The 20,526-nt window shown below is 58.6% G+C and carries 20 protein-coding genes; 13 read left to right on the top strand and 7 right to left on the bottom strand.

The features are described from left to right. Positions 1-80: 80 nt before the first annotated feature. On the top strand, positions 81-917 hold the full coding sequence (locus PSV43_RS06080) for a hypothetical protein (RefSeq protein WP_300194647.1): 837 nt from the start codon (positions 81-83) through the stop codon (positions 915-917). Between the two features lie 66 nt (positions 918-983). Beyond that, positions 984-2,273, top strand: coding sequence for an MFS transporter (locus tag PSV43_RS06085; protein ID WP_300194648.1), 1,290 nt, complete (start codon positions 984-986; stop codon positions 2,271-2,273). A gap of 217 nt (positions 2,274-2,490) precedes the next feature. Here the strand turns inward: PSV43_RS06085 and PSV43_RS06090 are convergent, their stop codons facing one another. From PSV43_RS06090 to PSV43_RS06105, 5 genes are all read right to left on the bottom strand, one after another. Continuing rightward, positions 2,491-4,128 (bottom strand): tetratricopeptide repeat protein, encoded by a 1,638-nt coding sequence (locus PSV43_RS06090; protein WP_300194649.1) that lies wholly within the window; start codon positions 4,126-4,128, stop codon positions 2,491-2,493. 215 nt (positions 4,129-4,343) lie between these two features. Beyond that, entirely contained in the window at positions 4,344-4,448 is a 105-nt protein-coding gene (locus PSV43_RS26125; protein WP_133796641.1) for an AURKAIP1/COX24 domain-containing protein, read from the bottom strand. Between the two features lie 30 nt (positions 4,449-4,478). Further along, the gene (hisG, locus tag PSV43_RS06095) at positions 4,479-5,363 is read right to left on the bottom strand and encodes an ATP phosphoribosyltransferase (protein WP_300194650.1); all 885 of its coding nucleotides are present in this window, start codon (positions 5,361-5,363) and stop codon (positions 4,479-4,481) included. A gap of 60 nt (positions 5,364-5,423) precedes the next feature. After that, positions 5,424-6,749, bottom strand: a complete 1,326-nt coding sequence (locus tag PSV43_RS06100) for a sulfatase-like hydrolase/transferase (protein WP_300194651.1) — start codon at positions 6,747-6,749, stop codon at positions 5,424-5,426. Between the two features lie 37 nt (positions 6,750-6,786). Further along, positions 6,787-7,731, bottom strand: a complete 945-nt coding sequence (locus PSV43_RS06105) for an MJ1477/TM1410 family putative glycoside hydrolase (RefSeq protein ID WP_300194652.1) — start codon at positions 7,729-7,731, stop codon at positions 6,787-6,789. 146 nt (positions 7,732-7,877) lie between these two features. On the opposite strand from PSV43_RS06105, the gene metK reads away from it, so the two are divergent. The 11 genes from metK (at position 7,878) to PSV43_RS06160 (ending at position 18,103) form a co-directional block, all read left to right on the top strand. After that, entirely contained in the window at positions 7,878-9,098 is a 1,221-nt protein-coding gene (metK, locus tag PSV43_RS06110; protein WP_300194653.1) for a methionine adenosyltransferase, read from the top strand. A 113-nt stretch (positions 9,099-9,211) separates the two neighbouring features. Continuing rightward, positions 9,212-10,207 (top strand): DUF4921 family protein, encoded by a 996-nt coding sequence (locus PSV43_RS06115; RefSeq protein WP_300194654.1) that lies wholly within the window; start codon positions 9,212-9,214, stop codon positions 10,205-10,207. A gap of 169 nt (positions 10,208-10,376) precedes the next feature. Further along, positions 10,377-11,318, top strand: coding sequence for an acyl-CoA desaturase (locus tag PSV43_RS06120; RefSeq protein ID WP_345784650.1), 942 nt, complete (start codon positions 10,377-10,379; stop codon positions 11,316-11,318). Then, complete coding sequence (locus PSV43_RS06125; RefSeq protein WP_300194656.1) at positions 11,315-12,589, top strand: FAD-dependent oxidoreductase; 1,275 nt, start codon at positions 11,315-11,317, stop codon at positions 12,587-12,589. Before PSV43_RS06120 ends, PSV43_RS06125 begins: the two co-directional genes overlap by 4 nt. Continuing rightward, complete coding sequence (locus PSV43_RS06130) at positions 12,589-13,389, top strand: DUF1365 domain-containing protein (protein WP_300194657.1); 801 nt, start codon at positions 12,589-12,591, stop codon at positions 13,387-13,389. The genes PSV43_RS06125 and PSV43_RS06130 overlap by 1 nt, the downstream gene beginning before the upstream one ends. Further along, positions 13,386-14,666: a cyclopropane-fatty-acyl-phospholipid synthase family protein gene (locus PSV43_RS06135; RefSeq protein ID WP_300194658.1), complete on the top strand. Its 1,281-nt coding sequence runs from the start codon at positions 13,386-13,388 to the stop codon at positions 14,664-14,666. The genes PSV43_RS06130 and PSV43_RS06135 overlap by 4 nt, the downstream gene beginning before the upstream one ends. A gap of 5 nt (positions 14,667-14,671) precedes the next feature. Beyond that, a complete protein-coding gene (locus PSV43_RS06140) occupies positions 14,672-15,004 on the top strand; it encodes a DUF1475 family protein (protein WP_300194659.1) in 333 nt (110 codons plus the stop codon). After that, complete coding sequence (locus tag PSV43_RS06145) at positions 15,001-15,501, top strand: DUF2062 domain-containing protein (RefSeq protein ID WP_300194660.1); 501 nt, start codon at positions 15,001-15,003, stop codon at positions 15,499-15,501. Before PSV43_RS06140 ends, PSV43_RS06145 begins: the two co-directional genes overlap by 4 nt. Beyond that, positions 15,491-16,282, top strand: a complete 792-nt coding sequence (locus tag PSV43_RS06150; RefSeq protein ID WP_300194661.1) for a DUF1295 domain-containing protein — start codon at positions 15,491-15,493, stop codon at positions 16,280-16,282. Before PSV43_RS06145 ends, PSV43_RS06150 begins: the two co-directional genes overlap by 11 nt. Before the next feature lie 40 nt (positions 16,283-16,322). After that, on the top strand, positions 16,323-17,360 hold the full coding sequence (locus PSV43_RS06155) for a cyclopropane-fatty-acyl-phospholipid synthase family protein (protein WP_300194662.1): 1,038 nt from the start codon (positions 16,323-16,325) through the stop codon (positions 17,358-17,360). After that, positions 17,357-18,103: a hypothetical protein gene (locus tag PSV43_RS06160; RefSeq protein ID WP_300194663.1), complete on the top strand. Its 747-nt coding sequence runs from the start codon at positions 17,357-17,359 to the stop codon at positions 18,101-18,103. The genes PSV43_RS06155 and PSV43_RS06160 overlap by 4 nt, the downstream gene beginning before the upstream one ends. A 21-nt stretch (positions 18,104-18,124) precedes the next feature. On the opposite strand, the gene PSV43_RS06165 is transcribed toward PSV43_RS06160, so the two are convergent. Both PSV43_RS06165 and PSV43_RS06170 read right to left on the bottom strand, forming a co-directional pair. Next, positions 18,125-19,378 carry an MFS transporter gene (locus tag PSV43_RS06165; protein ID WP_345784651.1) on the bottom strand — a complete coding sequence of 418 codons (1,254 nt, stop codon included), beginning with the start codon at positions 19,376-19,378 and terminating at the stop codon, positions 18,125-18,127. Between the two features lie 66 nt (positions 19,379-19,444). Further along, entirely contained in the window at positions 19,445-20,344 is a 900-nt protein-coding gene (locus tag PSV43_RS06170) for an AraC family transcriptional regulator (protein ID WP_300194665.1), read from the bottom strand. Positions 20,345-20,526 lie beyond the last annotated feature (182 nt).

A 20,526-nucleotide genomic window follows, 5' to 3' on the forward strand; every position in this document is an offset into this window, starting at 1 on the left:
TGCAAACGAGAGCCGAGCGGTCAACCCCATGAACAGGCGCAATTGGTTGACCCGGCACTCAGACCCCGCATCATCCGCCGATGAAGTGCGCCCTCTCTGCAATCCTGCTGCTCCTGACGAGCTGTCATTCGACTTTGGAACATGCCGCAGAAGCCGTGCACCTGATTCCGGGCGATCCCTCCGCGCCTTCGCAGGTCACGCCCGACGAGTCGATGGCGATTGCCCAACGATTCGCGAATCACACCTGGCGGCCGTTTGCGCGTAATATTCTGCATGGGAAGGACAAGGCGGGCGTGCTTGTGAATACGCCGGATGTGACGCATGAACCGCAGCAGGACCGCAAGGGCTGGTGGGTGCCGGGAGAGGTGAACAGCGGCGTGCCGTACAAGTGGGGTGGTTTTGATGATGCGGCCTCGTTTGATCTCGCCATCGCGAATGGCAGCGCCGGTGGGGATGTGTCATCGCCGGAGAAACGCCGTGCCGACAACGCTGCCGTGAGCGCCGAGGCCGCAGGGGTGGATTGTTCGGGTTTTGTGTCACGCTGCTTGAAACTGCCAAGCGTGCATGACACCACGCAGCTGCCCGCCGTGTGTACCGAACTGGCCAGCGCGCAGGAACTGCAGCCTGGAGATGTGATGAACATTCCGCATCGTCACGTCATCCTCTGCGCCGGATGGTATGACCCGCAGCACACTTGGATCTACTACTATGAAACGGGCGGTGGGCCGGACTACTGGAAGCCCGGGCTCAAGCAGGCGCCGCTGGCTGCACTGCTGGCGCTCGGCTACAAACCGCTGCGCTACAAAGGCATGGCGCGTGAGCTGGTGCCCAGCGGCAAGCAGCCCAAGGAAGTGCTGACGCGGGCGATCAAGGCGAGCGCGATTGTCGTGGCAAATCCCACCGTTGGTGAGCCGTGATGGAATGTTAGAGGAGTTGACGTTGAGTCAGGTCGCGTGACAGCATGCGCGTTTACCCGACCGCACATGGAATCCACCCTCCAACCCTCTCGCGCCCGTCAGGTGGTGCTGTTGTTTGCCGTTTCGCTGGCGGTGATCACCTACATCGACCGCGTGTGCATCTCGCAGGCTGCGCCGATGATGCAGGAGGAAATGGGGCTGACGAAGACGGAGATGGGGTATGCTTTTGCTGCGTTTGGCTGGGCTTATGCGTTGTTTGAAATTCCTGGTGGCTGGCTGGGGGACCGCATCGGGCCGAGGCGGGTGCTGATGCGGGTGGTTTCGATGTGGTCGATTTTTACCGTCGCCACGGGCTGGGCTTGGAATCTTGGTTCGCTGGTGGTGTCACGGTTTCTGTTTGGTGTGGGTGAGGCGGGGTGTTTTCCGAATCTGACCAAGGCGTTTACGCTGTGGTTTCCGATGTCCGAGCGGGTCAAAGCGCAGGGAATTCTGTGGCTCAGCGCGCGCTGGGGCGGGGCGTTCACGCCCTTGCTGGTCGGGTGGATGCTCGCGAGCGGCGGCGGTGGCAAGGCGGGCCTCGGGCTGCACTACAAGTGGGTGTTTCTGATTTTCGGGTTGCTCGGGGTGGTGTGGGCGCTGTCATTCTTCCGCTGGTTCCGAGATCATCCCAAAGATCACCCTGCGGTGAATGCTGCGGAGCTGGCGCACATCGGTGAAACCGAACCGCCGGGCGACCATGCCATGCCGTGGGGGAAACTCATTGCCTCGCGCACGGTCTGGATGCTTTGGGCGCAGTACTTCTGCATGTCCTATGCGTGGTACTTTTACATCACGTGGTTTCCGACCTATCTGAAGGAGCAGTTCACTACGCTCACGGAAATGGAGCGTGCGCTGCTGGCCTGCGTGCCGTTGTTTTTCGGCGGCATTGGCTGCATCGTCGCCGGGATGTTTTCGGCACGGCTGGACCGAATGTTTGGCAGCATCGCCCGGACGCGGCGCTGGCTGGGTGTGATCGGCCTGACGCTCGCGGGGTTGATGTTGCTTATCTCGATGCTGACGAAAGCGCCGCTGGCCTCGGTGCTGGCCATCGGCCTTGCGGCCTTGTGCAACGATCTGGCCATGCCGGGGGCCTGGGGGGCATGCATGGACGTGGGAGGGCGCCATGCCGGGGCGCTGGCGGGCAGCATGAACATGATGGGGAACGCCGGGGGTGCGATCGCGCCGATGGTCGTACCGATGGTGCTTGCCGCGACGAACAACAACTGGAGCGTGAACATCGCGCTGTTTGCCGTGGCCTATCTGGTGGGCGGGGTGTGCTGGTTCTTCATCGACTCCGAAGAACGGCTGCATGATTGAGGTACTGCGGGCGAATGGCACGTGTAGGACAAAACGTCCTACACCCTACGAAAGCGGTATAGGCGATGCAGGCTTGAACCGTGCATTTTTGCCACCGCAGTCCAAGACTGCCATCGCGTTGCTTGAGTGACCTCAAGCTCCAAAGCCCATGAGGCTCCGCCTAAACCGAGTGCCATTCATGCCCTGCGCACCTTCCAGAACGAGCTAAAGCTCGGGACTACTTTTTCTCGGTGTCGGGCTTGCCGCCTTTGATTTTTTTCAGCTCATCTTCGATGCGCTTGCGGGCTTTCAAGTCGGGGGTCTTGAGGGCTTCGGCGCGTTCGAGGTAGTTGAGGGCCTGGGCTGTGTCACCGAGGGACTGGTGGGTGAGGCCGATGTGTTCGAGGATTTCGGCATCCTCGGGGGACAGGGGCTGCAGGAGGGCTTCGGCGCGCTGCAATTCCTTGAGTGCTCCGGGATAGTTGCCCTTCTTGTAATGGAACCAGCCCAAGCTGTCGATGTAGGCGGGCTGATTGGGGACGAGTTCGTTGGCTTTGGTGATGAGTTCGCCCGCTTTGTCCAAGTGCGTGCCGACATCAAGCCACATGTAGCCGAGGAAGTTCATGGTGTTGGCTGCGGACTTGGATTCTTCGCGCGGGGTCAGCGTGATGGATTTTTCCAGCATGAGTGAGGCGTCTTCGAAACGTGCCAGGCGTTCGAGCGTGATGCCGTACTGGTAGTAGAACAGGTGGTCCAGGAGCTCGCTCTGGGTGGAACTGGCGAACTGCTCGGCTTCGGCGAAGTACTGCACGGACGGTCCCCATTCTTCACGGGCACGATGGGCGATGGCAAGCTGGTAGTGGACGAGCGGATGATCGGGGAAGAGGCGCACGCTGCGCTGGCCCACGCGGACCATGTCATCGAATTTTTGGGTCTGATAGAGCTCCCAACCGAGTTTGACGTAGTCGCCGATCTCGCCGCCGCCGTTTTGAATGGCTGCTTCGAGGTGGGTAATGGCCTTTTCGGGCTGCTTGAGCCTGTCGTACTCACTGGCCAGCAGGCGCTGCATCTCGGCGTCAGCAGGTGCTTGTTTGACGATTTGCTCCAAGGCGGCGAGCGCCTTGTCCTTCTGTTCAGAGGCGACGTAGAGACGGTAAAGCAGTTTGCGGGCGTCGAGGTTGTTGTATTCGGCTGCCAGTTTTTCACAGAGCTGCCGGGCGCGCTCAGGATCGTTGGTCAGGAGGTACTGCCGGGCGACTTCGAGGGTGATCCGCTCGGCATTGGCTTTGGTGGCGGTTTTGAGGGCATTCTCAAAAAACGGGGTCACCCGCTGGCGATACTCCGTGGTGAACTCGGCCTGACCGAGCGGCCAGACGCGTTCGGCGGTGTGTCCTGTGGACAGCCAGTACTGCGGATCGCGGCTGTTCTGATTGGCGGCCTGAGTCATGACCTGAATGGCCTTGTCACGCTCGTTGTGGGTGAGGTGCAGCATGACCGCGGTCTCATAGACCTCGGCATGGGTGGGAAACTTTGCCAGAGCCTCGGCCACGGCCTTGGAAGGCACTTCGTCCTTCACGAAGAGGTCCTCAGGCGGGTAGGTGCTGGCGAAGCGGGCCAGATTGAGCAGTGGCGCGGGGGAGCGCGGGCTTGCGCTCACGGCTTCGTCGAGGATTTTTATCGCAGTTTCACGCCCTTGGAATTGCATGGCAAGCCCGGCGGTATGCGCAGCCAGATCCGAATTGCTCGGATCAGCTTTGAAAACGGCCAGATAATGATCCAGCGCCTGCCGCAGTTTCCCGGAGGATTCAAACTGGAGAGCGGCACTGAAATGTGCCAGAGCATCCGCCGTGGAGGCAGATCCTGGAGATAGTTGCAAGTCTGAGGTGTCTGCCGCTCTGGCTCCCAATGACAGGTCCGCTGTTGTTACAGCGTGACTTGAAAGGAGGGAGCCAAAGAAGGCGGCAAGACCCAGCGTCAGACAGGGCCGCAGGGCCCTGCAAACCGAGCCGTACCCGGGCATGACACGACTTCCTGCGTCTCGATAAGATCGAATCGCACTGCGGAGAGGAGCCATGCCGGGAAGGCTAGCGGTTACGACTTGTAGCGCAAACGCTTCTTGTGACGGTTCGCGCGCATGCGCTTCTTGCGCTTGTGCTTGTTGATCTTCGTTTTTCTCCGCTTTTTGAGCGATCCCATGTTCGTGTTCTCCTGTGTGTTGGCGTTGATCTAGTGGACGACTTTATTGAGCGGGTATTCCACAATACCCTCGGCCCCCAGCGACTTCAGTCGTGGGATGATGACCCGCACGGTGGCTTCGTCGATGACCGTTTCTACTGCCACCCAATCCTGGCTGGCAAGTGTTGAAACGGTAGGCGAGCGCTGAGACGGCAGGCATGCGACCACTTCCTGCAGCTGTTTCGCGGGTACGTTCATTTTGAGACCCACCTTGTGGCGGGCCTCGAGCGCACCTTTGAGCAGCAGCACGAGTGTCTCCATCTTCTGCCGCTTCCATTCATCACGGGCGGCGGGTCGGCTGGAGACAAATTGGGGGTAGCTTTCCATCAGCGTGTCCACGATGCGCAGCTTGTTCGCGCGCAGGGATGAGCCGGTTTCGGTGATGTCCACAATGGCATCGACCATTTCGGGCACCTTCACTTCGGTGGCGCCCCAGCTAAATTCGACTTCGGCCTCGACGCCGTTGGCGGCGAGGTATTTCTTCGTCATCTCGACCGCTTCGGTGGAGATGCGCTTGCCCTGCAAGTCCTTGACGGACTTTACGGGGGAGTCGTCCGGCACCACCAGCACCCAGCGGGTGGGCCAGGAGGTGGCTTTGCTGTAGCGCAAGTCGGTAAGGACTTCGACATCCGCGCCGTTTTCCACGATCCAGTCGCGACCGGTGATGCCGCAGTCCAGGAAGCCATGATCGACATAACGACCGATTTCCTGGGCGCGCAGCAGGCGGAGCTCCAACTCCGAGTCATCCACCGAAGGGCGGTAAGAGCGGGAGGAAATGACAATGTTGAACCCCGCACGCTTGAATAATTCAAGCGTTGGCTCCTGAAGGCTGCCTTTGGGCAGACCCAGGCGGAGGATGTTCTTCGGTTCGGACATGGGTTGGGGGGAAAGGGGCGCGCATCCTAGTGGCATTTTTTCGGCTGGCGAGGGGAAATTTCACGGCAGCGCCTTCCGCCAGTGTAAAGCGGCCGTTTTTAGGCGGTGGGCCGTCTCTTTTTCGGTCTCGGCGAGATTGGTGGTTTCGTGGGGATCTTGGCCGAGGTGGTAGAGCTCGGTTTGGGTGCCGTCGGCATTCACGAGGAGCTTCCAGTCGCCGTCGCGGATGGCGACGTTGGGAGATTTGGAGTCGGGTTCTTTGGGATAGGGGAAGCCGTTTTTCACTTTGCCTGCCACACCCGGTTTGCGGCCGTATTCCCAGAGGAGAGGTTTGGAGCGCACTGCTTTTTCGCCACGCAGGGCGGCGCTCATGTCTTCGCCATCCTGATCGGCTGCGGGAGCTTTGATCTGTGCCAGGGCGCAGAGGGTGGGCATGAAATCGACGCTGCTGATAACGGTGGTGTCATTCACCGCACCTGCGGGCACTGTGCCGGGCAAGTGTACGATGAGCGGTGTGCGGATGCCGCCTTCGTAGAGGCTCCATTTCATGCCGCGCAGGCCCTTGGTGCGGGTGTGCTCCAGGGTTGGCTCGGGGCCGTTGTCGCCGCAGAGGACGATGAGGGTGTTGGGAGGCAGTGAGTCGATGAGACGGCCGATCTGACGATCTGTTTCGACGAGGACGTCGCGGTATTTTGCCGGGAGGCCGCGCTCATCCTTGGCATCGACGGGACGGTAGGGGGTGTGAACGTCGTCGAACCACAGATTCACGAAGCGTGGCTGGGCTGAGTGCTGCTGCATGAATTTGAGTGTTTCATCCACCATCCAGCGCGTGCGTTCGTGGCGTGGCACCTGCTGGGGCTCGCGTTTGATTTCCCAGGGGGTGGTCTTCAAGCCGAGTGCTGCGGCTGGCTCTGGGCTTTCGTAGGTGCCGAGGCCGAGATCGTAGCCATAGGCGGCGAATTTGGGTGCGTCTGTCACGTCGCGGCCACCGCCGAGGTGCCATTTGCCGATGTGTGCGGTGGCGTAGCCTGCAGCTTTGAAAGCGCGTGGGAGAGAGGGGGCCTTGGGATCAAGATAATCTGCCTGCTCACATTCGCGATTGCCCGCTTTCGTTTGCAGATAGCTCGTGATGTGCCAGCGCGCCGGGAACTGACCCGTGAGGGCGCCGCAGCGTGATGCGGAGCAGATGGGGGAGGCCACGTAGAACTGCCGGAACTGCATGCCTTCTTTGGCCAGTCGGTCCATGTGAGGGGTTGGCACCAGGCCGCCGAAGCAGGAGACATCGCCCCAGCCCATGTCATCGACGAAGATGAAGACGACGTTGGGCTTTTCGGCGGCCCAGGCGCTGAGGGTGCCGAAAAACAGAGAGAGAAAGAGGAGACGCATTGGGTCAAAAACGTGGGTGCATGCCCTGCTTATCGCTTCATTTTGACTCACCCAGCTTCGTTAATTGCCGGTCCGTGAGCAGCAGGGTGAAGCCTTGTTGGGCCGCAGCTTCGAATGCGGCGGCGTGAATGGCGGCGGACTTTGGATAATCGATGACCAGCACGGGTTTGCTGCCCGGCTTGAGCTGTGCGAGGAAGTTCAGCACGTAGCGCGACTGCTTTTCGGTGCGCAATTTTTTGTCTGCGACGAACAAATCCTCCACACCGATGGCGCTGATGAGTTCACGGTAATCTGCGTGGGCGAGGAGCTGGGTGGCGTTTTGGGGGATGACAAGGAATCCGGGACGACTGGCCCGCGCGCGCTGGGCGATGGTGGTGACCCAGTTGATCATGTCCTGCCGATAGGTTTTGCCGGTCTCAGGATTGGGCCGGTCGTCGAGCCAGCCTTGGGTGGCTGCGTCGTATTCGTAGAATTCAAAGGCATCGACGATGTCGAGATAGATGCCGTCAAAAGCTTGGGCGACGACCTTGTCCACGGCGGGGAGCATGATCTGCTGCCATTCAGGCTGCCAGTAGCGTACGCGGTAGTTCCCCTTCCAGTCGGGGTTCTCCGCGTTGAGGAACTTCGGCGCAGCGGCATCTGGTTTGCCATTCTGGTCGGCATCCCAGCTTTTTTTCCAGTAGGGGCGGTAGTCCTCGGCCTCGCCAATGGAGACGTAGGCGACCACGCGGCGGCCTTTTTTTCCGGCGCGGATGGTTTCTATCTCTGCAGGGGTCCAATCGCCATCGCTGCTGAAGGCGGCATCGACGACGATGAGATCGCGGTCGCAGGACGCGAGTTTTTGCACTGCATCTGCGCGGCTGCTGGCGAGTTTGTCTGCCTGCAGGACGTAGGCCATCGACTTGGGCGCAAAAGCTGGCTCGGCCGCTGCGTGAGTGAGAGAAACGGAAAGCAGGAGGAGGCAGGTGGCGAGGTGTTTCATCTCAGGGAGGGCATGGTGCGGGCAGGTGAGCGCTGGTGCCACCCCGAATTCCACATTGACGCCCCCGGTTTGGGGAATACTCTCCCGTTCTCAACAGACGCATCATCAAATCATGATTCGTCCATATAACCCAAAAGACCACTATCATGTCCCGTAGCTACATTTTCTCGTCCGAGTCCGTCGGCGAAGGCCATCCTGACAAAGTTTGCGACACCATTTCCGACGCCATCCTCGACGCCTGCCTTGCGATCGATCCGAAGAGCCGCGTCGCCTGCGAGACCTTTGCAAAGAGCAATGTCGTCGTCGTCGGTGGTGAGATCACCATCCCAAAGCTGCAGAACAAGAAAAACGGCACCACGAAGCCGATCGATGAAGTCATCAACGTCGGCAAGGTCATCCGTGACGCTGTGCGCGGCATTGGCTACACCAATGACGACGACGTGTTCCACGCCGACAAGCTTTTCATCAACAACTACCTCACCATCCAGAGCCCCGACATCGCCCAGGGCGTGGACGCTGCAGGAGCTGAAGGCAAGAAGCATCAGGAACAGGGCGCTGGTGACCAGGGCATCATGTTTGGTTTCGCCTGTGACGACACGCCGGAACTCATGCCTGCGCCGATCATGTACGCCCACCGCCTTGGCCGTGAGCTGACCCGCATCCGCAAGGCTGGCAAGCTGGCCAAGTGGCTGCGCCCAGACGCGAAGAGCCAGGTCTCCGTGGAATACGTGGACGGCAAGCCGACACGCATTGTGAACGTCGTCATCTCCACGCAGCACGCTGCGGATGTGAGCCACGCCGAGATCGAGAAGTTTTGCATCGAGCAGGTCATCAAGAAGGTGCTGCCGAAGAACATGCTCACCAAGGATACTGAGTATCTCATCAATCCGACTGGCAAGTTCGTCGTCGGTGGCCCTCAGGGCGACAGCGGCCTGACCGGACGCAAGATCATCGTGGACAGCTACGGCGGCATGGGCCGTCACGGTGGCGGTGCCTTCTCCGGCAAAGACCCGTCCAAAGTGGACCGCAGCGCCGCCTACATGGGCCGCTGGGTTGCCAAGAACGTGGTGGCCTCCGGCCTCGCCTCCAAGTGCGAAGTGCAGTTCGCTTACGCCATCGGCCATCCAGAGCCTGTGAGCGTACACATCGACACCTTCGGTACCGGAACGATCGATGACGACAAGATCCTGGACGCCGTCTTGAAGGTGTTCTCCTTCAAGCCTGCTGACATCGTCAAGCAGCTCAACCTGCTGCGCCCGATCTACTCGAAGACCACCAATTACGGTCACTTCGGCAAGAGCGACGATACAGACCTTACCTGGGAAATCACCAACAAGGCTGAGGCGCTCAAGAAGGCTGCGAAGTAATTCGAGGCAAGAGCTTAATCTATCACGAAGCCGTGCGGGGAAACCTGCGCGGCTTTTTTCTGCCAGCTTACAGTAATCCGTGCGTTAGCTGAGATCCAATCCATCTGTACCACATGTCCGAAATGCGTTTCAATCCCATCACACTTGATTGGGTTGTCATGGCTCCGGAGCGGGCGCTGAGGCCGGATGATTTTCATCCGCAGGTGGCGTCGCATCTAACGCGGCCTCCGCATCGTGACGGCTGCCCTTTCTGCACAGGGAACGAAGCGCAGACTCCAGGTGAGATCGCCCGCATGAGCGCCCAGGATGGCTCCTGGCTGGTGCGTGTGGTGCCCAATAAATATTCCGTCTTTGACGCCACGCTGAATGTGCAGCGGAAAAAGAACGGCACGTTTCGATCCATGTCCGCTTCGGGTGTGCATGAGGTGGTGGTGGAGCATCCACGGCATGATCTTGACCTCGGAGAGATGGATCCGGCGCATTTGGAGCTGGTGCTGCGAATCTACCGGGAACGCTACCAAGTGCTGCGTGGCCACCCGATGGTGGAGAGCATTGTTATTTTCAAAAACCAGGGGCAGCGCGCGGGCAGCTCCCTGGAGCATTCGCATTCGCAGATTACAGCGGCGCCGGTGCTGTCCTCGCAGGTGTGCATGCGTTTGCAGGAGGCGCGGCGTTTTCACGAACTGGAGGGCGGGTGTTTGTATTGTACGGTGCTGCACGAGGAGCTGCTGGCCGAAGAGCGAATTCTCGAAACTGGAGAGGCGTTTGTCGCCTTCATGCCCTATGCCGCGCTGTCGCCCTATCACACCTGGATTTTTCCGCGCAAGCATCAGGCGGCCTATGATGAGATCAGCGATGCGGACATCGGGGAACTGGCGGGCGTGCTGAGCCGCCTGCTGCGACGGTTGAAGGCTGCCGCAGGTGCACCGGACTACAACATCACCATTCGTTCCGCGCCGGTGGGAGAGGTGTCTGGGTGCTTCCACTGGTATCTATCGGTTGTTTCTCGCATTTCCCAGCTCGCTGGATTTGAGCTGGGAAGTGGAACATTTATCAACAGCATGCGGCCTGAGAGGTGTGCGGAACGTGTGCGCGGCATTTTGATTTAGCGGGTGGTGTGGAACTCACGTGCGCCGGGAGCGAGCAGCACCAGACGATCGCCAATATTTGCCATTTTTTTGAATCCAGAAGAAAGGGGCAGACGCATAAGGAGGCGTGAAAAGTGAAGTCCCTGCGAATAAACCCCAAAAACGGAAGCTCCTCTGGCAGATCGCCGTGATGATGAGGCAGTGGTTTGACTCTGACTACCGCCCGCCGGGCTGGGAGGGGGACGACAAGCTGACGGACGGCATCGACTGGCGGCGCTGCCTTCCCTTCATCGTGCTGCATCTGGGCTGCCTGACCGTGCTCTGGGTGGGCTTTAGCTGGGTGGCGCTGGTGGCTGCGCTGCTGCTTTACGCGGTCCGGATGTTTGCCATCACGGCTTTTTACCACCGCTATTTCTCGCATCGGAGCTTCCGCACTTCGCGCTGGATGCAGTTTGTGTTTGCGGTGTTGGGAAATACCTCGTGCCAGCGCGGGGCCTTGTGGTGGGCTTCGGTGCATCGCCATCATCATCAGCATTCCGATGAAGCGCCGGACGCGCACTCTCCGCGGATGCGGGGTTTTATCTGGTCTCACATCGGCTGGCTAACCAGCCCGAAAAACTTCCCCACGGACTACAGTCGCATCCGCGATCTGGAGCAGTTCCCGGAGTTGGTGTTTCTCAACCGGCATGATCAAATTGTGCCACTGCTCTATGGCGCGTTTCTTTGGCTCACGGGATGGCTGATGGAGCGCTATGCGCCCGGACTCGGCACGAATGGCGCGCAGATGTTTGTGTGGGGATTTTTCATCAGCACGGTGATCCTTTTGCATGCGACGTTTTTCATCAACTCACTCGCTCATGTGTTTGGCTCAAAGCGTTTCAAGACGGATGACGACAGCCGCAACAGCCTGCTGCTGGCGCTGCTGACGCTGGGTGAGGGCTGGCACAACAATCACCACCGCTATGCGGGCTCTGCGCGGCAGGGCTTCTTCTGGTGGGAGATCGATGTGTCCTACTACCTGCTCAAAATGCTGTCCTGGTGCGGCCTGATTTGGGACCTCAAGGCGGTGCCGCCGAGTGTGTACCGTGAGGCGGCGCAGCTCAAACAATCAGCCCAAAACCCTGGCGCATGAAACCGCGCCTGGCCATCATTGGGACGGGGGTTGCCGGACTGGGCTGCGCACACTTCTTGCAGCGGGATTTTGATCTGACGATCTTTGAGCAGAACGATTATGCTGGTGGCCATACCAATACCGTGACGGTGAGTGAAGCGGGGCGGGAGCTACCGGTGGACACCGGTTTCATGGTGTTCAATTACGTGACGTATCCGCTCCTGAGCCGCCTGTTCAAAGAACTCGACGTGGCGACGAAGCCGACTTCGATGTCATTCAGTGTGTCGCATCTGCAAAGCGGCATTGAATACAATGGCACTTCGATGAACCATTTGTTCGGACAGCGTCGCAATCTGATCAGTCCTCGGTTTTGGAAATTTGTCCTGCAGATCAATCGCTTCAATGCCGAGGCTGTGGCGGCGCTGGATGATCCACGCTTTGCCCGCATGACGCTACGCGATTATGTGGAAGCACGCGGTTATGGCAGTGACTTCCTCAATCTCTACATCATCCCGATGGGCTCTGCGGTGTGGTCCACGCCGCCGGAGCTGATGCTGGAATTTCCGGCGCTGACGCTGATCCACTTCTGGCACAATCACGGGTTCCTTGGCCTGAACACGCAGCATCCGTGGCGGACGGTCACGGACGGAGCGCGGTCGTATGTGAAGAAACTAACTGCGCCGTTCAAGGATCGCATCCGGCTTGGGTCTCCCATTGTTCGCGTCGAGCGGGATGCGGAGGGGGTGAAGGTGTTTCCGCGTGATGGCGGGGCTGAGCTGTTCGACAAGGTCATCTTCGCCAGTCATGCCGATCAATCGCTGCGCATGCTAGCCAAGCCGACTGATCTTGAAGGCGAGCTGCTCGGCTGCTTCAAATACCAGCCTAACATCGCCACGCTGCACACGGATGAGAGCTTCATGCCCAAGTCGAAAAAGTGCTGGGCCTCGTGGAACTACCGTATCAAGCCGACGGCGGGTGGTGGCATCGAGCCGAGCACGCATTACTGGATGAACAGCCTGCAGGGGGTGTCTGACAAGACCAACTACTTCGTCGCGATCAATGCCGCTGATGAGATAGCCCCGGACAAGGTGCTGAAGCGAATCAATTACGAACATCCACTTTTCGATCTGGCTGCAATAGATGCGCAGAAACGACTGCCTGATCTGAATCGAATATCTCGTGACCAAAGCACGTATTTTTGCGGCAGCTACTTTCGCCACGGTTTTCATGAAGATGCTTTTGGATCAGCCGTTGGCCTTTGCCGTGACCTTATCGGAAAGGAGCCTTGGTGATGGAAGTCGAATCCGCCATCTATGAATGTGCGGTGATGCACCACCGGCTGCATCCGAAGGTGCATCGTTTCAATTACAATGTTTTCTACCTGTGGCTTGATCTTGATGCCATTGACAGCCTCGCTGCAAAGCTGCGCTGCTTCAGCCGCAATCGTTTCAATCTGTTCTCCTTTTATGATCGCGATCATCTGGGTCTCGGTGCCGGTGATGTGAAGGCGAATATCCTGAAGTATCTTGGGGAGAACGAAGTGGATACCGGGCGTATCGCCAGCATCCGCCTGCTTACTTTCCCACGAGTGCTTGGCTACATCTTTAATCCGGTGTGCTTCTACTATGCCTTTGATGCTGCCGGAGAGGCGGTCTGCGCAGTGGCGGAGGTAACCAATACCTTCCACGAGCAGAAGCCGTATGTTTTGATGGAGTGTGATCGTGCGCAGCGATTTCGGCTCATTACTCCAAAGCATTTTTATGTATCACCTTTTTCGGCGCTCGATTTGAGATTTGATTTCAAACTGCAAGTGCCGGATGAGAAGCTGGAAATTCACATCGACGACGAGAAAGAGGGTGATCGCGTGCTGCTCACTTCACTTACTGGCAAACAGCGGCCGCTGACGGATGCCGCGCTGCTGCTCTGTGCGGTGAAGTATCCGCTGCTCACGCTGCGCGTGATTTTTCTCATCCACTGGCATGCGCTGCGGCTGTGGCTGAAGCGCATTCCCTGGCACCGCAAATCAGACAATGCCGGGCTGCAGCTCGGAGTTCTTCGCCCGCACGAATCCATCGCACCTCAAAAACCATGAACGACACAATCACCTACGAAACCGACCTCCAAGTCTCCAGCCCTGCGGCGGCGAAGCCTGGCTTTTATGAACGGCTTTTCATGCTTTCGCTGAAGCCCTTTGTTCACGGTGGTCTGAAGATAGTTCTGCCAGATGGGCGCACCCATGTGCTGGGTGAGCATGGGGCCAAGATCACGGCGGAGATGCGCATCCGCAGCCGTGCATTTTTCAAGCACTGTGTTTTGTATGGCAATGTCGGATTCGGCGAGGCCTACGTCGAGGGTGAATGGGAGACGGATGACATCGCGGCGGTGATTGAGTGGTTTATCCTGAACCTCTCGAAGTCACAGGGATCGCGCACTTCGTCCAGCAAGATGGCCTTTGTGAATTTGCTCAACTTAGTGAACCGCGCGCATCATCTGCTGCGGCCGAACAGTGTGAGCACCAGCCGACGCAACATTGCCGAACATTACGATCTGGGGAATGAATTCTACTCTCTCTGGCTCGACGAGACGATGACGTACTCTGCGGCGCGTTTTGAACATCCCGGTCAGCCGCTGGCGGAGGCGCAGCATTCCAAATACGAGGCGCTCTGCCAGAAGCTGCAGCTCAAGCCGGGAGATCATGTGCTCGAAATCGGCTGTGGCTGGGGCGGATTTTCCTGCCATGCCGCGAAGCATCACGGCTGCCGCATCACCGCTGTCACGATTTCAGAGGAGCAGCACAAGTATGCCACTGAACGCGTGGCGCGCGAAGGGTTGGCTGATCAGGTGGAAATCCGCCTGCAAGACTATCGACACATCACTGGGAAGTTCGACAAGATCGCCTCCATCGAAATGCTTGAGGCTGTGGGTGACAAGTATCTTGAAACCTACTTCGCAAAGTGTGCTGAAGTTCTGAAGCCGGAAGGCATGCTGGCTTTCCAGATGATCACGGTGGCCGACTGCCAGCACAAAGATCTGCGCGATGGAGTGGACTGGATTCAAAAGCACATCTTCCCGGGCTCGCTGCTTCTAAGTGTGGGGCGTGTCAATGAAGCCATCAACCGCACCAGCGAACTCTTCATGCATGGGCTCGAAGATCTGGGCGCGTCGTATGCGAAGACACTGAGTCTGTGGTTTGAGCGCTTCAATGCCAAGCTCACGGAGGTGAAGTCGCTCGGCTTTGATGACCGCTTTGTCCGCAAGTGGAATTTCTACCTGCAATACTGCGAAGCGGCCTTTGCCACGCGGAACATCAGCGTGGTGCAGGCCGTTTACACCCGCCCCAACAACGCTACTCTGCATCAAACCTTCTAAGCGCCATGATCTGGTTTCTTCGTTTCTTTTTTCTCCTAGTGCTGGGGTCCATGCTCGCCGTCACGAGCTGGGCATCCACGCAATGTCCGCTCTGGGAGATTCCGGGATCTGTGGGCGGTCATCCGTGGTTCATTGCCACGCTGTTTGACACTTATTGGGCCTTTCTCACCTTCTACTGCTGGGTCGCCTATAAGGAGCGCTCGTGGCTTGGCCGCATTGGCTGGCTGGTCGGCATTCTGCTGCTCGGCAATATCGCGATGGCGGTCTATATGCTCATCCTGCTTTTCCGTGTGCCGACGAGTGCGCGCATGGAAGACCTCCTCCTACGCAAAGCATGACTGAACCCGTCAAGCGCGAATCTATCTGGCGGCGCTGGGTGGTGAAGCCGGTCGTGGCGCAACTGGCGCAGGGGACCACTCCTGCCAAAATCGCGCAGGCCATTGCCTTCGGTGTCACGACGGGGGTCTTTCCACTGCTGGGAACCACGACGGTGCTTGCTTTGGCAGTGGGCTTTGTGTTGAAGCTCAATCAACCGGTACTGCAGGTTTTTCGTGAGCTGACCTATCCGCTGCACCTTGCCACGCTTCTGCTCTTCATGCGCGCGGGGGAGTCGCTGTTTGGTGCTGAGCATGTGCCGCTTTCCATTCCCATGATGATGGAGCGTTTCTTAACCGCCCCCGGACAGTTCATGGCCGACTACGGAATGATCGGTCTTTACGGTGTGGTCGTGTGGCTGCTGATCGCGCCGCTGCTCCTCGGGTTAGTTTATTTCATCAGCAAATTTCTGGTCGAGAAACTCTCCAAACGCTTCAACTTCGCACGCCATGACGCATGAATTTTTGTTCCTAATCGGCATTGGCACGGCGGTGGCGTTCGTGTTGTTTACGCTCACTTGGTGGCTCAGTTTGAAACTGAACAATTTCAGTTTTGTCGACGTAACGTGGTCTTACGCGCTCGCGGTCATTGCGCCGCTTTACGCAATATTAGGTGGCGGCTTTACGCAGCGAAAAATGATCGCGATGACGATGGGTGTGCTGTGGAGTCTGCGACTGGGCACTTATCTTTTCTTTCGGGTTAAAGGCCACCATCCACATGAGGATGTGCGCTACGCCGTGCTGCGTGAGAAATGGAAGGAGGGTCTGGCGAAGAACTTTTTCTTTTTCTTCCAGGCTCAGGCCTTGCTCATTGTGCTGCTGGCAGTGCCGGTGTTGCTCGCGTGCTTGAATCCAGCGCCGCAGTTGGGTGTTATCGAAATGATCGGGGCCGGTGTGTGGTTGGTGGGTATCTGTGGCGAGGGCTTGAGCGATGCTCAGATGAAGCGTTTCAAAGCGGACCCAACTAGCAAAGGCAAGGTGTGTCAGGTCGGTCTCTGGCACTACTCGCGGCATCCGAACTACTTCTTCGAGTCCGTCGTGTGGTGGGGATTCTGGCTCTTCGCCTGCGGCTCGCCTTGGGGCTGGGCCACTGTGTATGCTCCTGCTTTGATCCTGTATTTTTTGCTGCGTGTCACCGGCATCCCACTGACGGAAGAATGTTCTGTGAAGAGCAAGGGGGATGCCTATCGCGAATACCAGCGCACCACGAGTGCCTTTGTGCCGTGGCCGCCAAAAAGTTGAATCCAGTCTTTCTCCAAGGTCGCACAACTCACCAAACCGCATGAGCACCATCAACGCCATCCTCGCCAAGAACATCCTGCCGGACACCATGATCCGGCTCGGCATCCGCCAGCGTCTTGCCGAGACTCTGCGGGAGAACAAACAGCCCACCACCGAAGCGCAGCGCGCTGCTTTGATGCGCTATGTGCAGGATCTCAAGCAGATGCCGGTGGCCATTGCGACGGATGAGGCCAACGAGCAGCATTATGAAGTGCCCACCCGGTTTTACCAGCTCGTGCTCGGCAAGCATTTGAAGTATAGCTCGGGTTACTGGCCGGATGAAAAGACGACCTTCGATGAATCTGAGGCGGCGATGCTGAGACTGACGTGTGAGCGCGCTGAGTTGCAGGATGGGCAAAGCATTCTCGAACTGGGCTGCGGCTGGGGCTCCCTGTCACTGTGGATGGCAGAGCATTATCCGAATGCGAAGATCACCAGCGTGTCCAACTCGCGCACGCAGAAGCTGTTTATCGATGGTGAGGCTGAGAAGCGCGGGTTGAAAAACCTGACAATCATCACGGCGAACATGATTCACTTCGAAGGTGTGGGCACGGGTGTCTTTGACCGCTGTGTGTCGGTGGAGATGTTTGAGCACATGAAGAACTACCAGGAACTGCTGCGCCGTGTTTCCACATGGTTGAAGCCGCGCGGGAAGCTCTTCGTTCACATCTTCACCCACCGTGAATACGCCTACCATTACGAGGTGCGCAGCGAGGACGACTGGATGGCGAAATATTTCTTCACCGGCGGTCAGATGCCCAGCGATGATCTGCTGCTCTACTTCCAGGATGATTTGAAAATCGAAGACCACTGGTGCGTGAGCGGCCAGCATTACTCCAAGACTAGCGAGGCCTGGCTGGCGAACATGGATGCGCACAAGGCGGAGATATTGCCACTGTTTGCCGAAACGTACGGCAAAGATCAGGTGACCAAGTGGTGGGTCTGGTGGCGCTTGTTCTTCCTCGCCTGCGCCGAACTGTGGGGATACCGCGGTGGCGAGGAATGGATTGTTTCACACTATCGCTTTATCAAACCATGAAAACGACACTCACTCTTTTGGCTGCCACGCTCTTGGCAGGGCATGCCTTTGGTGACTTCGCCGAACTCGTAAAGCAAGGCGATGCGGCTGATGCCAAGTTCAAGGCGGATGCGGCGCTGGAGTCCTACCTGCCTGCTGAAAAGCTGAATCCCAATGATGCTTCGCTGCTGGTGAAAATCGCGAGGCAGTATGTGTATCGCATGGCGGACCTGTCCTCCAAGGCCGAGCAGTTGAAGGCAGGACGCACTGCACTCGATTATTCTGAACGAGCGGTGAAGCTGGCTCCCAAGGATTCGGATCCGCATCTCGCGGTCGCCATCTGCCTTGGCAAACTTTCTCCGCTTCTCGGCAACAAGGGCAGCATCGAGGCCTCACACAAGATCAAATCCGAGGCAGGAACTGCGGTGAAGCTCAACCCCAAGGACGACTTTGCCTGGCACCTGTTGGGGCGCTGGAATCAGGAACTGGCGCAGATTGGTGGGCTGACACGTGCTGTGGCCATGGTCGTTTACGGCTCTCTGCCCAGTGCTTCCTATAACGAGGCGGTGCAGAATTTTCAGAAAGCCATCGCGTTGAATCCGAACCGCTTGATCCATCATGTCGAACTTGGTCGCACCTACGCCCTGATGGGACGCAAGGAGGAGGCGAAGAAGTTCATCGAAAAAGGCCTCGCGATGTCGAACCGGGATCGGGATGACCCAGAGACGAAGGAGCGGGGTCGGAAGACGCTGCAGGAGCTCTAATGAGCTTCCCGGTCCTGCCACTCAGGCACCCGCTTTCGCGGGAGCTGAGCGACCCTCTCCTTCCACCTCTGGAAGAAACATGGTCAGCAGGCCCAGGAGGGGCAGGAAGGCGCAGAAGTGGAAGACGAAGTTGATGCCGTGGAGGTCCGCGACTTTTCCCAGCACGGCGGAGCCAATGCCTGCGATGCCAAATGCCATGCCAAAGAACAGCCCTGCGATCATGCCAACTTTTCCAGGCATGAGTTCCTGAGCATAGACCAGGATGGCTGAGAATGCGGAGGCGAGGATGAGGCCGATGATGACCGTGAGCACCGCGGTGAGCGCCAGCCCGGCATGCGGCAGCCACAGGGAGAAGGGCGCGGCCCCCAGGATGGAAAACCAGATGACGCGCTTGCGGCCAATGCGATCACCCACCGGTCCGCCCACGATGGTGCCCAGGGCGACGGCAAAGAGGAACAGGAACAGGTAATACTGCGAGGTCTGCACCGAGACATGGAAACGCTCCATGAGGTAGAAGGTGTAGTAGTTGCTCAGACTGACCAGATACACGTATTTGGAAAAGATCAGCATCACCAGGATGGCCATGGCAAAAGCCACCCTGCCGGAAGTCGGGCGGGACTGGGCTGCGGCGGCGGTGCGCGCCTGTTTGCGCTGGATGCGATGCAAATTCCGCGCCTGCCACATCCCGACCTGCCACAGCACGAAGACGCCCAGCATTGCGATGATGGAGAACCAGGACAAGGCAGCCTGCCCATGGGGCACGATGAACCAAGCCGCCAGCAAGGGGCCGATGGATGAGCCTGCATTGCCACCCACCTGAAACAGTGACTGCGCCAGCCCGCGCCTTCTTCCTGCTGCCATGTGGGCGATGCGTGATGCCTCTGGATGGAAGATGGCGGAGCCTGAGCCGACCAACGCCGAGGCGACCAAGATGGCCGGGTAACTGCCCGCTTTGGAGAGGGCGAGCAATCCCACCAGTGTCAGACCCATGCCCACCGGCAGGGAGTAGGGCAGCGGACGCTTGTCTGTGATGTATCCCACCAACGGCTGCAGCAGGGAGGCCGTGACCTGGAAGGTCAGCGTGATGAGTCCGAGTTGGGTAAAAGTGAGTCCGTACGATTCCTTGAGCACTGGATAGATGGCAGGCAGGAGGGCCTGAATGGTGTCATTCAGCATGTGCGAAAAGCTGATGGCAAACAGCAGCGCGAAGACGGTTTCTTTTGAGTCCGGCGTTGCGCTGGGGGCGATCGCGTGAGTTGGTTGGTCCTCGATCATCGTGTCATTCATAGGGACGAAGATTCTTCGCCTGAAGGCCTGAGTGCACAATCTGGCGGGCTGGTGCTAGGCGGCTTCTGACTGGTATTTTTCTCGGATTGTGTCGCGGAACTCCCCCGGCGTCTGTCCGGCATGGAGGCGGAAAAAACGCGTGAAGTAGGAGGGGTCCTGGAAGCCCGTCTGGTAGCCGATTTCGGAGACGCTGAGGTCAGAGTGCAGCAGCAGGCGCTTGGCATCCAGCAGACGGCGCTGGCGTATCAGTTCCCCGGCGGCATGGCCGGTCTCCTGACGGATGACGTCGTTCAGGTGATTGACGGTGATGCCGAGTTCCTTGGCATACGGTGCCAGCGCCTGCCATTCGCGGAAGTGGTGCTCCAGGGCCAGATGAAACTGGCGGGCCAGCAGTGTCGCACGCGAGGCCTCTTTGACGGGATGCTTGCGAGCATACAGCCGCCCGGTTTGGATGAAGAGGATGCGGAGTGTGGCGCGCAGCACCTCTGCCACGCCGGTCAGTGCGGCATCGTACTCCCTCTGCAATTCTGCAAACAGCGCGGTGATCCGTGCTGCCTCTTCCTTGCTCACCGACAGCCAGGGCGCGACGCCGGAGCTAAAGAAAAAGGGCAGATCAAACAGCATGCTGGGCGGGGGTGCCTGATGATCAAAAAACTCCTGGGTGAAGGAGACCACCGTGCCGCGCATCTGCGGTGAGGGGTGAATGGTGTGGACCTGCCCGGGGCTGAGGAAAAACAAAGTCACGCCGGTGACGTCATGATCACGGAAATCATGCATGAGCCTGCCTGCTCCCGTGATCAGGAAGACCTGGAAGAAATCGTGGAAATGCGGGATGAGCCGCTGCGGCTCCTGCGTCATGGAAAACTCCAGCGGCATGACCACGAAGCCCTCCGAGCGCAGCCGGTCCTGGCCGTACACGCTCATCTGGAGAGAGGGGATGGTGCGGCGGTTCATCGGTGGAAAAGAGCGCGGATGTGGAGCGTTGTTCGGTGACGGCAGACTGTGCGGAGGTTTTGTGTCACCGCTACGCGGTTCCACGGAAAGAGGATTTTCCGCCGACGCGCTACCGTGGGTTTGCACCCACGGCTACGGTTGTGTCACCGCTACGCGGTAAAGCAGGGGCGCAAAGTCGCGGC

This window comes from Prosthecobacter sp., from assembly GCF_029946185.1.
GTDB lineage: Bacteria > Verrucomicrobiota > Verrucomicrobiia > Verrucomicrobiales > Verrucomicrobiaceae > Prosthecobacter.

Bases quoted from the DNA above. Each gene is read 5' to 3' on its own strand.
- PSV43_RS26125 (WP_133796641.1), bottom strand. From the start codon at position 4,448: ATGGGATCGCTCAAAAAGCGGAGAAAAACGAAGATCAACAAGCACAAG.
- PSV43_RS06155 (WP_300194662.1), top strand. From the start codon at position 16,323: ATGAGCACCATCAACGCCATCCTCGCCAAGAACATCCTGCCGGACACC.
- PSV43_RS06140 (WP_300194659.1), top strand. From the start codon at position 14,672: ATGATCTGGTTTCTTCGTTTCTTTTTTCTCCTAGTGCTGGGGTCCATG.
- PSV43_RS06115 (WP_300194654.1), top strand. From the start codon at position 9,212: ATGTCCGAAATGCGTTTCAATCCCATCACACTTGATTGGGTTGTCATG.
- PSV43_RS06150 (WP_300194661.1), top strand. From the start codon at position 15,491: ATGACGCATGAATTTTTGTTCCTAATCGGCATTGGCACGGCGGTGGCG.
- PSV43_RS06145 (WP_300194660.1), top strand. From the start codon at position 15,001: ATGACTGAACCCGTCAAGCGCGAATCTATCTGGCGGCGCTGGGTGGTG.
- PSV43_RS06085 (WP_300194648.1), top strand. From the start codon at position 984: ATGGAATCCACCCTCCAACCCTCTCGCGCCCGTCAGGTGGTGCTGTTG.
- PSV43_RS06105 (WP_300194652.1), bottom strand. From the start codon at position 7,731: ATGAAACACCTCGCCACCTGCCTCCTCCTGCTTTCCGTTTCTCTCACT.
- PSV43_RS06170 (WP_300194665.1), bottom strand. From the start codon at position 20,344: ATGAACCGCCGCACCATCCCCTCTCTCCAGATGAGCGTGTACGGCCAG.
- PSV43_RS06125 (WP_300194656.1), top strand. From the start codon at position 11,315: ATGAAACCGCGCCTGGCCATCATTGGGACGGGGGTTGCCGGACTGGGC.
- PSV43_RS06100 (WP_300194651.1), bottom strand. From the start codon at position 6,749: ATGCGTCTCCTCTTTCTCTCTCTGTTTTTCGGCACCCTCAGCGCCTGG.
- PSV43_RS06165 (WP_345784651.1), bottom strand. From the start codon at position 19,378: ATGATCGAGGACCAACCAACTCACGCGATCGCCCCCAGCGCAACGCCG.
- PSV43_RS06130 (WP_300194657.1), top strand. From the start codon at position 12,589: ATGGAAGTCGAATCCGCCATCTATGAATGTGCGGTGATGCACCACCGG.
- PSV43_RS06120 (WP_345784650.1), top strand. From the start codon at position 10,377: ATGATGAGGCAGTGGTTTGACTCTGACTACCGCCCGCCGGGCTGGGAG.
- PSV43_RS06080 (WP_300194647.1), top strand. From the start codon at position 81: ATGAAGTGCGCCCTCTCTGCAATCCTGCTGCTCCTGACGAGCTGTCAT.
- PSV43_RS06135 (WP_300194658.1), top strand. From the start codon at position 13,386: ATGAACGACACAATCACCTACGAAACCGACCTCCAAGTCTCCAGCCCT.
- hisG (WP_300194650.1), bottom strand. From the start codon at position 5,363: ATGTCCGAACCGAAGAACATCCTCCGCCTGGGTCTGCCCAAAGGCAGC.
- PSV43_RS06160 (WP_300194663.1), top strand. From the start codon at position 17,357: ATGAAAACGACACTCACTCTTTTGGCTGCCACGCTCTTGGCAGGGCAT.
- metK (WP_300194653.1), top strand. From the start codon at position 7,878: ATGTCCCGTAGCTACATTTTCTCGTCCGAGTCCGTCGGCGAAGGCCAT.